At 50.1% G+C, this 15,224-nt stretch carries 16 protein-coding genes and 1 tRNA gene; 7 read left to right on the top strand and 10 right to left on the bottom strand.

Annotated features, from left to right (window positions below; translation table 11 throughout):
* The 3 genes from MJZ25_01140 to MJZ25_01130 all read left to right on the top strand — a co-directional run.
* The coding region (locus MJZ25_01140) for a 2,3-bisphosphoglycerate-independent phosphoglycerate mutase (GenBank protein MCQ2122768.1) at positions 1 to 203 on the top strand (203 nt) is incomplete at its 5' end.
* Between the two features lie 176 nt (positions 204 to 379).
* Positions 380 to 462: transfer RNA gene (locus MJZ25_01135), tRNA-Leu, on the top strand.
* A gap of 29 nt (positions 463 to 491) precedes the next feature.
* Positions 492 to 920 (top strand): hypothetical protein, encoded by a 429-nt coding sequence (locus MJZ25_01130; GenBank protein MCQ2122767.1) that lies wholly within the window; start codon positions 492 to 494, stop codon positions 918 to 920.
* 69 nt (positions 921 to 989) lie between these two features.
* Here the strand turns inward: MJZ25_01130 and MJZ25_01125 are convergent, their stop codons facing one another.
* From MJZ25_01125 to MJZ25_01105, 5 genes are read right to left on the bottom strand one after another with little or no spacing between them, the layout of a single operon-like run.
* Positions 990 to 1,517, bottom strand: a complete 528-nt coding sequence (locus MJZ25_01125; GenBank protein MCQ2122766.1) for a hypothetical protein — start codon at positions 1,515 to 1,517, stop codon at positions 990 to 992.
* A gap of 5 nt (positions 1,518 to 1,522) precedes the next feature.
* Entirely contained in the window at positions 1,523 to 3,271 is a 1,749-nt protein-coding gene (gene recJ / locus MJZ25_01120; protein ID MCQ2122765.1) for a single-stranded-DNA-specific exonuclease RecJ, read from the bottom strand.
* The gene (locus tag MJZ25_01115; GenBank protein MCQ2122764.1) at positions 3,271 to 4,410 is read right to left on the bottom strand and encodes an AAA family ATPase; all 1,140 of its coding nucleotides are present in this window, start codon (positions 4,408 to 4,410) and stop codon (positions 3,271 to 3,273) included. Before MJZ25_01115 ends, recJ begins: the two co-directional genes overlap by 1 nt.
* Positions 4,392 to 5,777 carry a peptidoglycan DD-metalloendopeptidase family protein gene (locus tag MJZ25_01110; GenBank protein ID MCQ2122763.1) on the bottom strand — a complete coding sequence of 462 codons (1,386 nt, stop codon included), beginning with the start codon at positions 5,775 to 5,777 and terminating at the stop codon, positions 4,392 to 4,394. Before MJZ25_01110 ends, MJZ25_01115 begins: the two co-directional genes overlap by 19 nt.
* Before the next feature lie 2 nt (positions 5,778 to 5,779).
* A complete protein-coding gene (locus MJZ25_01105; protein MCQ2122762.1) occupies positions 5,780 to 6,667 on the bottom strand; it encodes a permease-like cell division protein FtsX in 888 nt (295 codons plus the stop codon).
* A gap of 46 nt (positions 6,668 to 6,713) precedes the next feature.
* Between MJZ25_01105 and MJZ25_01100 the strand changes: the two genes are divergently transcribed.
* The 4 genes from MJZ25_01100 (at position 6,714) to MJZ25_01085 (ending at position 10,119) form a co-directional block, all read left to right on the top strand.
* Positions 6,714 to 7,742 (top strand): hypothetical protein, encoded by a 1,029-nt coding sequence (locus MJZ25_01100; protein MCQ2122761.1) that lies wholly within the window; start codon positions 6,714 to 6,716, stop codon positions 7,740 to 7,742.
* Entirely contained in the window at positions 7,739 to 8,746 is a 1,008-nt protein-coding gene (gene tsaD / locus MJZ25_01095) for a tRNA (adenosine(37)-N6)-threonylcarbamoyltransferase complex transferase subunit TsaD (GenBank protein MCQ2122760.1), read from the top strand. The genes MJZ25_01100 and tsaD overlap by 4 nt, the downstream gene beginning before the upstream one ends.
* A 100-nt stretch (positions 8,747 to 8,846) precedes the next feature.
* The gene (locus tag MJZ25_01090; protein MCQ2122759.1) at positions 8,847 to 9,275 is read left to right on the top strand and encodes a hypothetical protein; all 429 of its coding nucleotides are present in this window, start codon (positions 8,847 to 8,849) and stop codon (positions 9,273 to 9,275) included.
* Between the two features lie 22 nt (positions 9,276 to 9,297).
* On the top strand, positions 9,298 to 10,119 hold the full coding sequence (locus tag MJZ25_01085; protein MCQ2122758.1) for a biotin--[acetyl-CoA-carboxylase] ligase: 822 nt from the start codon (positions 9,298 to 9,300) through the stop codon (positions 10,117 to 10,119).
* A 30-nt stretch (positions 10,120 to 10,149) separates the two neighbouring features.
* Here the strand turns inward: MJZ25_01085 and MJZ25_01080 are convergent, their stop codons facing one another.
* The 5 genes from MJZ25_01080 to MJZ25_01060 form a co-directional block, all read right to left on the bottom strand.
* Positions 10,150 to 10,356 carry a hypothetical protein gene (locus MJZ25_01080; protein MCQ2122757.1) on the bottom strand — a complete coding sequence of 69 codons (207 nt, stop codon included), beginning with the start codon at positions 10,354 to 10,356 and terminating at the stop codon, positions 10,150 to 10,152.
* Positions 10,343 to 11,236 carry a putative 4-hydroxybenzoate polyprenyltransferase gene (gene ubiA / locus MJZ25_01075; GenBank protein ID MCQ2122756.1) on the bottom strand — a complete coding sequence of 298 codons (894 nt, stop codon included), beginning with the start codon at positions 11,234 to 11,236 and terminating at the stop codon, positions 10,343 to 10,345. Before ubiA ends, MJZ25_01080 begins: the two co-directional genes overlap by 14 nt.
* Complete coding sequence (locus tag MJZ25_01070; protein MCQ2122755.1) at positions 11,230 to 11,787, bottom strand: UbiX family flavin prenyltransferase; 558 nt, start codon at positions 11,785 to 11,787, stop codon at positions 11,230 to 11,232. Before MJZ25_01070 ends, ubiA begins: the two co-directional genes overlap by 7 nt.
* Positions 11,788 to 11,797: 10 nt before the next feature.
* Positions 11,798 to 12,508: a ubiquinone/menaquinone biosynthesis methyltransferase gene (locus MJZ25_01065; GenBank protein ID MCQ2122754.1), complete on the bottom strand. Its 711-nt coding sequence runs from the start codon at positions 12,506 to 12,508 to the stop codon at positions 11,798 to 11,800.
* 95 nt (positions 12,509 to 12,603) lie between these two features.
* On the bottom strand, positions 12,604 to 15,075 hold the full coding sequence (locus MJZ25_01060) for a CotH kinase family protein (GenBank protein ID MCQ2122753.1): 2,472 nt from the start codon (positions 15,073 to 15,075) through the stop codon (positions 12,604 to 12,606).
* Positions 15,076 to 15,224: the final 149 nt, after the last annotated feature.

Here is a 15,224-nt window from a genome sequence, read left to right as displayed (position 1 = left end):
TGAACAAGGATGGTTCCTTCAAGGCTAAGACCAGCCACACCTTGAACAAGGTTCCGTGCATCCTGTACGATAACGTTACTGGCGGCAAGCTTGGTCTCAAGGAAGGCGACTGGGGTCTGTCCAACTTGGCGGCTACCACCGCTAACCTCCTGGGCTTCGAAAAGCATGAGGCTTGGGACGATTCTATGTTGATCGTCAAGTAGTCCCAAGGCGAATGTCGCGACCGAACTTGTTCGGTCATGACTGAGCCGAAGACTACTGCGCTCGCAGAGCGCCAGTAATTGCAATTGTCATCCCGGACTTGATCCGGGATCTCCCTAAAAAAGGAAGTCCCACAAAGGCTTCTTTTTTTTGTATATTTGTACCACGCTCAACACCTGCCCAGGTGGTGGAATGGTAGACACTGGGGACTTAAAATCCCTTGGGGGCAACCTCGTGCGGGTTCAAGTCCCGCCCCGGGCATTAATTGAGCAAAACTTTTCGAGGTCACTATGATTGATTTCTATCCTAACAGCATCTATTACCCCCGCGAAGCCGTCGAAGAAAAGTTGGCCAAGGGCGAACTGCAGAAGACAGAAAAGCACCTCATGGGCTGGACCGAACGTCACCGTGGCGAAATCTGGGATTGCGCCCGCGACGACGCCGACGAACCTACCGACGAAATCCTCCTGGACAATCTCCGCGCACTGCTCCTCTGCAAGGGCTCCCTGCAGCCGGCCGCAGAAATGGGCGACATGATCCGCGAAATCAAGAAGGAAGTCTGGTACCGCAACGAAGAAAAGCACGAAGAAGCCGAAGAAGTTGCAGACGAATGGCGTGCCAAGTATTTGATCAAGTGGCGCGAAGCCCGTATGTTCGAAGCCTTCATCCTTATCGAAAAGCGTTCCGAACAGTTGCTGGCTATTCTGAAGGCTAAGTAAAATTAGCCGCGCATCAGAGACGCCTCGCAAAAAATTAAGCCCGAGAGTTCAAACTCCCGGGTTCTTTTTTTATTTCCAGTTTGCTCGCCAGACTACGGGCACCCAAACTTCGAACTTTCCACTAACACCTCGCGGATATTTCCAATAGGCGCCAATGTGCTGAAGCACAAGCTTGGTAAAATCCTGGTCGGTACTGTTGCAGAATAAAATGCTAGGGGTCATTGTTCCCAAGGAATCTACGGTAAGCTTTAGCCCCATGTAGACATCTTTCACCTGGACATTCTTATGGTGCTTTGCTGCGGCCTTTTCGTTTCTGAAATGGTCTGAGGCAACCCAGTGCAGCCCTGCGGCACGGCCCTGCAGAAAACGTTCAAACTGAAGCAAGTCTCGTCCGGCAGAATTATCAAGGACATAGATGTCGTCGACAGACGGCATGACCATGCGCCCTGTAAAGGATTTCACAGTCTGTTCAGGTTCGGGCTTTTCTTCCGCAACCAACAACGTCAAAGGGCGTTCCGGAGCCTTCATAAAAATCACGGAGCCCAACGCGATAAACATCAGCGCCAACAAAAGCAACGGAAAATTTCGCAGAATCATAGAAACTACTCAATAGCCTTGATGCAAAGTTGCAGGGATTTCTTGTCGTTGAAATAATTCCAGGTGGGTTCAAAAACAACCGACACAGATTTAGACTTACCAAGCAAGGCCTTGCTCTTACGGAGGCCAAAAGCGATCGCCGGGAACACTCGGCTACCAGCCTGTGAAATATCCATCTGCAAGTGGCCACCGCGAATTTCTCTTAGGCGATGTACACGGATGTTTTCTGCGCGGAACGTAGGATACGGGAAGTTGCCGCCAAAGGGTTCCAGCTGGTCAAAGAAATCCAATACAGAAATCAACTGAGGCGCAGGCGCGCCCGAAGCGCGGTTTCCAACAGGCATGTACTGATCGGATTCGACAACCAGTTCATGCAAGGCAACCTGAATGTCGAAGGGATACTGTTCCGTAACAATTTCTTCTTCGCCGGTGTAGCCCTGACAAATTGCGGATTCCTCCAGGCGATTGCGAAGCTCATCAACCTTATCGGCGGCGAGGGAGAAGCCTGCGGCGTTTGCATGGCCTCCCCAACGGTCGAATAAATCTCTTGATTCGAACAGAGCCTTGTGCCAGTTAAAACCAGGCACAGCACGGGCACTGGCGTGAGCCATGCCATCACAAACAGAAAGCACTGCAGCAGGACGATGATATTCCTGGGCAAGCTTAGCAGCCACAATACCAATGACACCCACATGCCACTTCTCGCCGGCCACCACAATGACCTTCGGAATATTTTCACCATAGACAAGTTTCACCTGTTCCATGGCCATGTCTGTAATTTCAGCTTCCTTCTGCTTACGACGGGCATTCCAGTCCTTAAGTTCTGCAAGCAGAGCATTTGCCTGGGCACGGTTGGGGCTCAACAAAAGTTTCAATGCCGGGTCCGGACTTTCCATACGGCCGGGAGCATTGAGCAACGGGGCGATCTTGTACATCACATCGATGCCGCCCACAGTGCTGTGAGGCTTCATCAAGGCAGAATACATTTCCTGCAAGCCAGGCCAGCAACTATGCTGCAGGGCGCGCAAGCCAATCTTTGTGAAGGCTCTGTTCTCCGGAGTCATCTGCACAAGGTCAGCCAAAGTGCCCAAGGCCACAAGGTCCAGGAACTTTTCCGGTGCAGCCATTCCAAGTCGGGAATAAAGAGCGCATAGGAACTTGTAGGAAACGCCTACACCACACAATTCGGAATTGGGATAAGAATCTCCTTCCTGGTGCGGATCCAGCAGAACGTCGCAGCAAGGCAAGCCTTCGCCAGAAGGCTGGTGATGGTCGATAACCATAACCGCCATGCCAAGTTCCTTGGCGTGGGCAATTTCGGCGTTAGCGGTAATGCCAGTGTCCACCGTAACAACATAGCGGGCTCCAGCCTGATGCAGTTCATCCACCGCAGACATGGACAACCCGTAACCATCACCAAAGCGGTTAGGCAAGCGCCAGTCCGAAGGAATACCAAGATCTTCGCAGGCCTTGGTCATAAGGGTCACGGCCGTCATGCCGTCCAAGTCGTAGTCACCGAAAATGAAAACCTTTTCGCCCTTGTCACGAACGTCCAGGAACCAGCGGACGGCATCTTCCATTCCAAGCATCAGGAACGGGTCATGGATATCATCAACACTTCCACAGAGCATATGGTGCGCCTCGGACTGCGTACGGATTCCTCTGGAGACCAGGAAACGGGCCACCAGGTGGGGAATTCGCAGGCCGTGAGCAAGCGCTGAAGCCAAATGTTCGTCTGTAGAACAAAGATCCATTACTTGTAGCCTTCAAAAAGTTTCAGTGCCAGATTCTGGAGACACATGGTTGCAGTCACGCGGCGAGAATCAATGCGGGACATGGTTTCCTGAACAGTAACCAAAGCAAGTTCAAGCGCCGTGGCATCCACCCTCGGGAAATTTTCCAGACCCACATTCAAGGTGGTTTCAGGCAAACGCAAAGGAGCGCCAGCCTTCGCTCTCAGCAAATCCGCAATCAAGAAGGAAAGAACTTCCAGGAATCGGTTTGCCTCGTAGGCTTCATCCAAGGAGGAGTCCTTCAGCTTGAAGAACAAATCCGTGTAATCCTGCTGCAGGGACTTGCGCACAAATTCAACAGCCAGCTTGCACCATTCGGAACCATGCTGGGCATAGTAGAAAGCCTTACCCGGGGAGCCAACCGCAAGGCCCACAATATCGTCCGTCAGGCTTTCTTCATCAAAATCTTCGCCACCCACCTTCAGCGCCTCGGAGCGGACTTCGTCGTCCGTCAGGGGCAGCAGATGCAGGGCCAGACATCTGGAACGGATAGTCTGCAGCATCTTTTCGCGGGAGGAAGTTGTCAAAATAAAGTAGGTGTCGGGAGGAACATCTTCCAAGGTCTTCAGGAAGGCATTGGAAGCGGCTTCGTTCATGCGGTCGGCCTCGGCAATAATGACCACACGGATGCGGTCACCCTTCATGGCGAAACTGCCCGTCATGGAACGGATCAGGTCCACGGAAATAAAGGCGCTGGTACCGAACAAGTCCACACGGTAGGGATTCTTCTGGATTTCCTCGATGTAGGACTTCTTGAAATCTTCAACAGTCTTTGCTGTGCTGCCGGCAGAAACTTCGTCGGCGCTCTTGGCGTGGGCTTCCTTCGTATCCAGGGGAATCACCCAGTTTTCAGTCACACCGCTGTCGGTTGCCATGCGGCAGCCAAAACAATGTCCGCAGGGGCGGGCGTTGGGGTTGGAACACATCAAGGCCTTGGCCAGTTCCATAGCCAGAGCCTTCTTGCCGATACCAGCAGGACCGTCGATCAGAATAGACTGGGGAAAGCGATTTTCACGCAATGCGGACATAAGTCGGATGCGTGCGCGTTCCTGAGAGACCGGGCCATTTAAAGTGTACTGGATCATTTTGTTTTCAACCATTGCAACGGATCGATTGTTTGTGTTCCTTCGCTAACTTGGAAATACAATTTAATTCCATTTAGGGAGGCCACATCACCTACTTCGCCAATTTCTTCGCAATTTCGTACTTCTTTGCCTTCCTGGACGCGAATAGACTTCATATGGCCATAAACAGAGTAGGTTCCGCCCGCATGTTCAATAATGACAGAGGGGCCTCGGCCATCGATTTCGCCAACCATCACCACAGAACCTGCAGCAGCAGCACGAACGGACGCACCACGCTTACCACGGATTTCCACGCCCAGGTTACGGGTCATAATGTGCAGAACCGGATGTTCCTGCAGGCCGTACTGGCTAATGATATCACCTTCAAGAGGCGTACACTTGGGTCCCTTCACGCTTTCTGCCACGGTGACCTTGGGCTTGGTAACCTTCGGCGGCGGAGGCGGCAACTTCTTGCCCTTTTCCTTGGCGGCCTTTTCTCGAGCCTTCCGGGCAGCTTCTGCCTTCTTGGCTTCCTCGATTTCCTTCTTGCGGCGTTCTTCCAACTTCTTGATAAGAGCGAGCATGGTCTTCTGGTTCTGTTCAAATTCCTGCAAGGCACGGCGCTGCATATTCTGGTCCTGCTTCAGGGACTTCAGCATTTTTTCCTGGCCAGACATCTGGGACACAAGACCCTTTTCTTCTACGGCCTTCTTGGAACGGAGGGTCTTCAGGTCGGACAAGTGGCTCTGTTCCTGCTGTTTCTTTTCATCGCGTTCTTGCACAAGACTCTGCAGGTAATCGATTTCTTCCCTGTCCTGGTATAGGATATGGTGAACCCAGTAGACCTGTCTTTCCGGATTACCTTCCTGGGTCAAAAGGCTATAGAGAATCTTGGCTTCACTGCTGCGGCCATTTACATACAAAGTACGGATTCTCTTCTTCATGACTTCCTTACGGTCGCCAATCTTTCGGTCCAGAGAATCAATATCTGCGGCAAGCTGTACGAGAGTGCGTTCCAGCAGGCTCTCATTTTTTGCAAGTTCGTTAAGGTAGTTTCTCGTCTGATTCAAGTTCTGGTCCAAAAGGGAAATGGTGTTCAGCACACCTCTTTCCTCAGTTTCCAGCATGGCCAATTCCTGGCGCTTTTTTGCCAAGTCCGATTCCAGTTTCTTCAAGGCATTCTTCTGCTCATTGATCTGTGCGTCGGTTTTCTTGGTGACAGACTTCGAATTATTCGACTTGGCGGAAGCCTTGGAAGGAGCAGACTTCGCCGGAGTTTTTGCAGGTGCTTTCGCCGGCGCTGATTTTGCAGGAGCCGATTTGTTCTGTGCAGGTTTCGCGGGTGCGGCCTCAGCAAGGCCAAGGCCCAAGAACAACGTAATCACAAGAACCAAGAAACGCATGACTATTCCTGTTCATTGCGCTTTATGGTCAAAAAGCCTCGTACTGTACGGAAGCTAAAGTATCCGGAAAGTCCAGTCACAAGCAAAATGACAGACACCAAAATCAATCCCAAACCGCCAAGATTAGCAGCGACAATGGGGAGCGCATCAGCCACCGCCCTAATAATGGCAAGCAGCAATATCACAGAAAGGGAACTTCCCACAAAACCTTGGATTACACCTTGAAGCACAAACGGAAATTCGATAAAGAAATGGCTTCCGCCAGCATACTTCATGTTTTCTACAAGGAGCTTTCGGGACATCAAGGAAAGACGAACAGAGTTGCAAATAATCAAGGACAGGGTAATCAGCAAAAGAACACTGACGCAAATAGGCCAGAAAACCATCTTGAATTTCCAAGCTGCGATTTTCTCGACCCATTCTACCGGAGCCTGCACTTCATCAAAGAAGCCTTCGTTCAAAAGAGCGTTCCTTACATCTGCAAGGTCTGCAGGATCCTGGTTTTCTTCACTTAAGGTCACACGGAAGAACGGCGGAATAGGATTCCCTTCCACCAGTTCCAGCATCTCTTCGGAGAAATGGTTACGGAAATCAGCCAAGGCGGAATCGGCACTGATAAAGGAAACAGAGTCGATCCTTTTGAAATGTTCCAGTCTGTCGCGGATGACAGCAATGGAATCTTCGCCCACATCTTCAGGTAAGAAAGCCTCAACAGTATAAAGAGTTTTTTCAGCGGACAGAACCTTGGTCACGCCGCCAAAAACAACGAAGGATGCAGACAACAGCAGTGAACAAAGGAAAATAGTGACCAACGACGGCAAGATAACCGTGCGGTGTTGCTTCATTCCACGGAAAGATTCTGATATTAAATAGCCAAGTTGTCCGAACACGACGATGAATATAACTAAATTTTAGATAGTTCTTTACGGGTCGACTATGGGAAATATCGTATTAAAGATAACAGCACTGATCTTCGGCATTGCCCTTTGGTTCTTGGTGATTTCACAGAAGGACTTCCAGCTTTCCCTGGAAGCTCCCCTGCAATTTGTTAAACTGCCGGAATCCATGGCCATCGCCTCTAAGCCTCCTCAAACCTTGTCCATCAAGGTCGAAGGCCGCTCCTGGGACTTGATCCGCTTGCAGCATCAGTACAAGAACAAGCAGAATGTTATTTCCATGGTTGTAGACCTCCAGAAGGCAGAACTTGGCGGCACAAGAATCCATCTTGATAGCAAGAACTTTGTGGCACCCAATTTCCCCGACATTCGTTTCGTCGAACCCGAAAACCAGCTGCTGTTCGTAGACATGGACCTGGATACACGAATCCACAGAAACGTGCCTATCAAACCGAACATCCAGTTTAACGCAGCCCAGGGCTACCTGCTTGCAGACCAGCCAAAAATCACTCCCGAAGAACTCAAGGTATCCGGCGCCCGTAACGCTCTGACCCGCATCATCGATATTCCTACAGACTCTATCATCTTCGATTCCTTGACTAGTTCCCAGAAGTTCAACGTACCCCTGGACTTCTCCGTTCTCCCGGCTTTCGTGAATCCCAGCGATTCCACCATTCAGGTCTCTGTGAACATCCAGAAAATGGAAACAAAGACTTACAACAACATTCCCGTAAACCTCATCGGTTTCTACGACAAGACGAAGTACTACCTGGACCCGGATACGGTCTCTGTTGAAATTACTGGTGGCAAGCAAGCTCTGGACTCCATCGCCGCAGGCAATATTCTGTTGGTCCTGGAATACAACCGCTTCGCTATTGAAGACGTGGATAGCCTGCCCCCCACCGCAAAGTTGATTCTTCCTCCGGAAATCAATCGCGACATGGCAATCAAGGCTATCCAAATCAAGCCTGAAAAAATCAAGTTGCAGACCAAGGTCGTTGAACAGCCGAAGCCTGCAGAACGGCCTGCAGTCGCAGTTCCCGCAGCAACCGAGGAGAAAGCAAAATGATCTGGCTTGGCATTGAATCCAGTTGTGACGAAACCGCTTGCGCCGTTTTGCAGGACGACCCCGTAAAGGTCCTTTCCAATCCGCTTTACAGCCAGATTGATGAACACGCTCTTTATGGTGGCGTGGTTCCCGAAATTGCCGCACGCGCCCATTTGCAGAAGATCGCCCCCATTGCAGAAGCCGCCGTCAAGGAAGCCGGCATCCAGATGACAGACATCGATGCCATCGCCTACACTGCAGGTCCCGGCCTTATGGGTCCTCTTCTTGTCGGTGCAAGCTTCGCAAAAGGCCTGGCCCGCGATTTGCAGATTCCGGCCTACGGAATGAATCATCTGGAAGGCCATCTGGCAGCAGCCTGGCTCAGCAATCCAGAAATTGAACCGCCCTTCCTGACGCTGACGGTTTCCGGCGGACACACGGAACTGGTTCTGGAAGAACCCGGCTTCAAGTACACAAGCATTGGCCGCACCCGCGACGACGCCGCAGGCGAAGCCTTCGACAAGTGCGGAAAACTTCTGGGCCTCAAGTATCCTGCAGGTGCCACCATCAGCCGCCTCGGCGCCAATGGCAACCGCAAGTTCGTCGAATTCCCTAGAGCATTGCGCAGCCACGATAACTGCGAATTTTCCTTTAGCGGTTTGAAAACTGCAGTCCTCCGCTACACGGAAACCCACGATCCGGAATACATCCAGGCAAACCTGGGCGACATCTGCGCCTCCCTTGAAGATGCCATCGTGGACAGCCTCGTGACAAAGACCATTACCGCCCTCAAGCAGACCAAGATGAAGACTCTTGTGGTTGGCGGCGGCGTCAGTGCCAACGCTTGGCTCCGCACTCGTCTGCAGGATTATTGCGGTAAGCACGGCATCAAGTTCTGCATTCCCGACCGCAGCCTCAGCACTGACAACGGTGCCATGATTGCAGCAGCAGCCATCCGCCGCGTAAGGCAGAATAAGCTGACCTCTGTTGAAGTGGTAAAGCCGTGGATGCCGTTAGCCTTGTAATACCGCGCTACGGAAGAACGTTTTTGCACATTCCCGTAATTTAAAACACTATGTTTTGCAAATAGTGGTCTTTTCTGGAAATTGAATCTATATTGTGACTATGGTGTTAACGAATAGACATATCCCACTCATGCTGGCTGCGGGCTTTGCCGTCTGCAGTTGGGCTCAAGACATGTCCAAACCCGTTAACGACGTGGACGTATTCCGCCCCGAAAAGCGCGATACCAAGGTGCAGCTGGTTGATTCCACCAAGAACAATTCCGTCACCTTGAACGTGGACATTTTTGCCGATGGCGTAATCGGATCCTACTACATCCTCTGGGACCAGGTGGACCTTTCCGAAGACATCAAGAAAATGATGACCACCCGCGATTTCGCCCGCGACGAATTCTTTATGCAGAACATCGACCGCGAACAGTTCGAGCAGGAACGCCTCTTGCAACTGTTCGAAGACCGCAAACGCGAATACTTCGCCATCTTCCCTGAAGAAGCCTTGAAGATGCTCGAAGACGAAAAGAAAGACGACTAATCTGTAAGCGTCTGCGAAGCAAATGTTCTCCCCTGAAAAGAAATTTTCTGACTGGAAGGTCTGCGGATTTTGCGACCAACCCGCACAAATTTTTGAAAGCATCGAAAGCACCCACAGCTTGACGAAAGAGCAAGCTAAAGCGGGACTTGTGCAACCAGGAGCACTCATTGTAGCCAACAGCCAGATCGCTGGTCGCGGTCGTCACGAACGAACCTGGGCCTCCCCTGCAGGCAAGAACCTTTACTTCAATTTGCTCCTTCCACTGGACGGTATTCCGCCAGCAAGTTTCGCACAAATTACGCAAATCGCAGCACTGACTTTTTCCGAAGTGTTCCTGGCCATGGGAGCGGCCGTCACTGTAAAATGGCCCAACGATATCTTGTTTGAAAAAAACAAGTTCTGTGGAATCCTTGCAGAAATAGTTTTCCTGCCAGGCGCAAAACCCGCATTAAATATGGGCGTTGGAATTAACGTCAACAGCGAACCCGAAGAATACGAATTCCTCGGCCGTGCAGTCACTACACTAAAAGCAATTACCGGCAAGACCATCAACCGCGAAATTTTGCTTCGTGCTCTCGTAGCCGCCCTGGAACGAGCACTGGGCCAATTCAAGGCTTTCGGCATTTCCCCCTGGGTTCAAGCCTGGCGCAAGATGGACAAGTTCATTGGAGCCCGCGGAACCGTGGTGGTCAACAATCATTGCACAGACGAAAACCACAACAGCGGTGAAGGTGCCACAAAAAAATCAGGTTGCATTCTGGACATGCAACCTGACGGAAGTCTTTTGTTCAAGACCGACGACGGAGAAACTTTAACTGTCTATTCCGCCGACCTGGAAATCTAACCGACGCGCGGGCAGCCGCGCATCTTCCATCTACTTTCTCTTAGACTTATAGAAGACGCTTCCCACAAGGGAAACTGCAAGCACAACGATCATGGCGGTGAGTCCCATATCGGCAAGAGCCTGGTACTCGCCCACGTTGCCTGTTTCAATCAACAGCACAATGGCAAGGGCAATAAGAGCGCCCGTGGCACCCATACGTTCAAACATCTTAATCTTGTCTTCGTTAGTAAAGGGCATTGACATCGCCTCCCATAATAATCCAGACCACAAGGCCAATCATCACCAGGACACTCACGGCAACATTGGCTAGGAAGAAATCACGATTCATGGCGTCCAGGTCATCGGACTTTCTAAACAAATGAATATAGAGGATCGCTGCCGTCATCAAGGCCGTAACAGCCCACCAGGCAACGCCCATGTTCCAAATAAAGCCAAAGGCCACGCACAGCGCCAGCATGGCGACATGACTCCAAAGGGCAATCTGCAAGGAGCGCTTGCGACCAAAGCGAGCAGGCACGGAATGCAAGCCCAGCTGGCGGTCAATTTCTTCATCCTGGGTAGCATAGATAATATCAAAGCCACCCATCCAAAGCATCAGAATCACCAACAGGAAAATGGGGAAAAGAGCGAATTCGCCACGAATGGCGATCCAGGCGCCAAGAGGGCTCATACCGATGGCAAAGCCCAGGAACCAATGGCAGAGCCAGCTAAAGCGTTTCCAATAGGAATAGGAAAGAAGCAGAAGCCACACAGGCAGAGCCAAGGCACCAGCAAGAGGTTGCAGCAGGAATGCGCAAGCCACAAACAAGATTCCGTTCACCGCGAGGAATGCGATCACAGACTTCTGACTCAAACGGCCGGCAGGCAAGTGGCGCCCAGCCGTGCGGGGATTCTTCGCATCGATATCCGCATCGGCAATTCGATTAAAACTCATGGCGCTGTTACGGGCGGTCACCATGCACAAAAGAATCAGCACCACGATGCGGGCAATTTCTGCGGCGGACATTCCGCGGAATCCGTTGGCGGCAACCCACATGGAACCCAAGGCAAAAGGCATGGCGAACAGCGAGTGGCTGAAACGCACCATATGTCCAAATTCAAGAATCTTCTTCAGCATTTTTCGCCCTTCCAGGGTTCTACAATATTTCCTTCAACGCCCAAATGCTTCAGAACTTTAGCCACCACAGTATCCGCAAGTTCTTCAATAGAAGAAGGTCGGCTATAGAACTGAGGAGATGCCGGAATAATCACGGCCCCCGCGCGAGTCAGGCGTTCCATATTTTCCAGGTGGATCAAGTTGTAAGGCATTTCCCGGGGAACAATAACCAAGGGACGTCTTTCCTTGAGACATACATCTGCAGAACGGACCAACAAGTTGTCTGCGGTTCCTGCGGCCATACGGCCGAGAGTTCCCATAGTGCAAGGCACTACAGCCATTCCTGCGTAATCGGCACTGCCACTGGCGCATTCTGCGAAGAAGTCGTCAATATTGGGAAGCTCGTCGCAGTAATCGTACAAAGCGTCCTGGCCTTCGTATGCAACCACCTCACGACCCGGCGCCGTGACCAAGGCAGTTACCGAATGTCCGAGGCGTTTAAGGTACATAGCCGTGCGGGCCACATAAATGGCGCCGCTAGCTCCCGTGATTCCAAGAATAAAACGACTCACGACTACGTTCCTATACTGCGCGCTTCTTCAGCAGCACTCTGTAGGCAACGCCCCAGAAGCAGGGCTTCACATGAACCAGATCCATGCCGTTCTTTTCCGCAAGGGATACAAAATCCGCTACCGGCAAAAAGTTCGTCACGGAATTTACAAGATACTCGTACGCATCCTTCTTGCTAAAGAAGGCTCCCATGATGGGAATAAACAGCGGGGCGAGAACCTTGTAGAAAAACTTGTTGAAAATATTTCTGGGCGCAAAAAATTCCAGAATCTGCAGGTAGCCCCCCTCATCCAGCACTCGGGCGGATTCCTTCAGGGCGACTTCCACGTTGGGCACGTTACGCATGCCAAATCCATTCAGGATCACATCGAAGGTCTTATCCTGAAACGGCATTTTCATGGCATCCAATTGGACAGGGACCGCAGAAGTTTTCTTGCCTTCCGCCCCCTTCAACATCCCGAAGGAAAAATCCCCAAGGATAGCCAAGTCCTGAGTCCCGTTAAACTTTTCGTAGGTCACCGCAAAATCCCCAGTGCCACCACACAAGTCCAGCAGGCGCTTTCCCGGCTTTACCTTTCTCAGTTCCTTACAGCAGGCCCTTCGCCAGAGAATATCCTGACAACAGCTCAATGAATGATTCAGGAAGTCGTACCGTCCGGAAATTTCATCGAACATGGCACGGACATAGCTTTTATCATTCGGGTCTTTCTTCTTGGAACTCATGACCCGCAATTTAGAAATTGTCAAACTCCAGTCTTTTCCCAGACACAAAAAAAGCACGGACTTTCGCCCGTGCTTTATACGTTCCGTAATTTCAATTACTTGAAGTTTGCAGTGAAGGAGGCACCATCAGAAACCTCAACCAGGCGAGGATTGTCTGTGGAGCCGTCAGACCAGTTTGTGAACATGGCTCCGTCGCCGGCCTTGGCCTCAAGCATAATGCCATTGCCAGCAAAGAACTTTCCCTTGTAGGTGGAACCAGAAATTTTTCTTCCTTCGATTTCCACAGAGCCCTTTCCATTGGCACTAATAGTCACAGACACTGTTCCACTCAAGCCAAACTCTTTTTCAAATTCATCATAAATTTTTTCATCGCGGCTTTCCGCCCATTCAACAAGAACCTTACCATCCTTGCTGAATCCACCCGGATAATACTTTTCTTCCTGTTTGAATTTTTCCAAGTCACGTTCTATTTCATTGGAATTCATGGATGCAACCATGGTGTTCACAATCTTACCAATGTTAGAACCATTTACGTTATTCTGGAACAGCATTGCAGCACGATTTAGGAACAAACGTACAAAATCGGGATTTTTGATAAGTTTGATGTACAGGTTTGCGAAGCATCCCTGTTCTTTACACGGTTTATTACCACCACCCTTCTTAATCCAATCAAACATATTGGTGGAACTAGCCTGGAACTCACCATCATTCACGCCCCATTTCCATCCAAATCCATGGTCAAGGTCATAAATCATGAACTTCCAGGGATGTTCCGGAGCACGCCATGCACGTACGTTGTTATTGGGCCAGTCACCATTTTTGTAATAGATTTCTGCAGCCATATAGTCGGCAAAGTTACCAACATCCATCAAGGTTTTCACAAAAGCATAGGCTTCGTTGTTTTCACCACTAAAATCGGCTTCACCCACAAAGTTAAGCAGTGCGGTAAAGTTGCTCACTGCACTTACAGTGTTACCAGTCAAGGAACTGTCATACTTACCAAGAATTTTAATCATCTCAACAGAACCGGCATCAATATCGTAGTTGGTTTCAACATAGTTCTTGTTGTAACGTTCACGCATATCATGAATACCCCAATATTTGCCGTTATAGAATACAACCACCTGACGACTACGCTGGTAATCCACACCAGAGCCTTCCAGAGCGGCACCGCCAACAGCATCTTCAATATAGTCGCTAACAAAACGGTTACCATTATTGCGAAGATTGAAACCCTTGAACTTGTTATTTTTCTCCTTTCGAGTTTCAAACAACGGTGCGTCAGCAGGTGGTTTTAACCAACCTGCTTCGTATTCTTCGCGCATCACAATGGCCACAGATTTCTTGTCGGCAACACGGCTCCAACCACCCATCAAGGAAATACCCGCATCAATTTCCCAGGTTTTGCTCTTAGAATCGCTTCCAGCAGCAAAATACTCCACATGGACAGGGAATTCAATATCCTCCATCAAACCTGCAGGACAGGTTTTCGGATTATCACCACCACATGCAGACCTAGGTACATAATGCTTCTTGAAGAATACGGAATCCACAGACACAGCCACCACAGGCATCTTCACCATTTCGCCAATGAAGTAGGTGTTGGTCACAATCTTATTGGTCAGGAGACCATCCTTGAAAGCTGCGCAACGAAGCACGGTATTTTCCGAAATGGTGATCGTCTGGTTAAATTCCGGGGAGTCCTTTGTAGGAGCAGAACCGTTACGGGTGCAACGGATCTTCATACCCTCAGGAGCAGTCGGAGCCTTCAAGGTAACTTCGTCGTTATAGAAGCCGCCTTCTGCACCAGCAAAGGAGAATTCCGGAGCTACGCCATCATAGGCGGTGGAGCTAGTGTTGGGCTTTTCCGGCGTGGGCTTGTCAAAATACTTCCAGACACCGCCATTCATGATACCCCAGCTCAAACCAGAAGTAAGTTCCGGATAAACGACAGTGTCGCGAATGCCATAATACGGGTCAATCAAGTAAAGGATGCCACCATCCTTTTCAAGTTTCCAGTTGGTGTGGGGACGGTAATGGATGTTTCCGTGGTCGTCACCAGGAGGCACTTCCTGCACATTCTTCTTGTCGCAGAAAACAGTGATAAAGCCCTTCGGAGCAATTTTCACATTGCCAAAGAACCACTTTCTTGCATTTTCTCGATTTTCAACAAGGGTATAATTCTTGAGATTTGCAGTATCAGAACCTGCGTTATAAATTTCGACCCAACCCGGATCACCGCCATCTTCGTCCAACCAGTCAAGGTTCACCGGAGCAATTTCGGTGATCTTCAAAGCGGAGTTGCCAACCCAACGAAGGGTGGTATCTTCAGGCAAGTAGAACGTGTCGATCTTTGTAATGACCTGACCCGTAATAGTATCAATCGTGGTAACGGTATCCGTATATGTAGGCAAAGGCTTGCCGTCGGAACCAACCGGAGCATCCGTACTTCCAGTAGAGCCCGAATTCATCGAGGCTTCTTCATCGATAAGACAACCTGCCAAACCAAACAAACACAGTCCCAAACAACCAAGGGCTGCTACATTAGCGATTTTCTTAAAAAACATGCAACTTCCAAAAGTATTTAGTTAATCAAAAGGTCCCACCCTTTTGACACTTCTTACCATCACCCTACCCCTAAATTTAGAAGATTATTAGAAAAAAAGGAAAAAATGTCGGTAATATTCTATTTACCCTTGACAAACCGCACATAGGC

This window comes from Fibrobacter sp. (genome assembly GCA_024399065.1).
Lineage (GTDB): Bacteria > Fibrobacterota > Fibrobacteria > Fibrobacterales > Fibrobacteraceae > Fibrobacter.
This window is presented reverse-complemented; position numbering and strand designations above follow the sequence as displayed.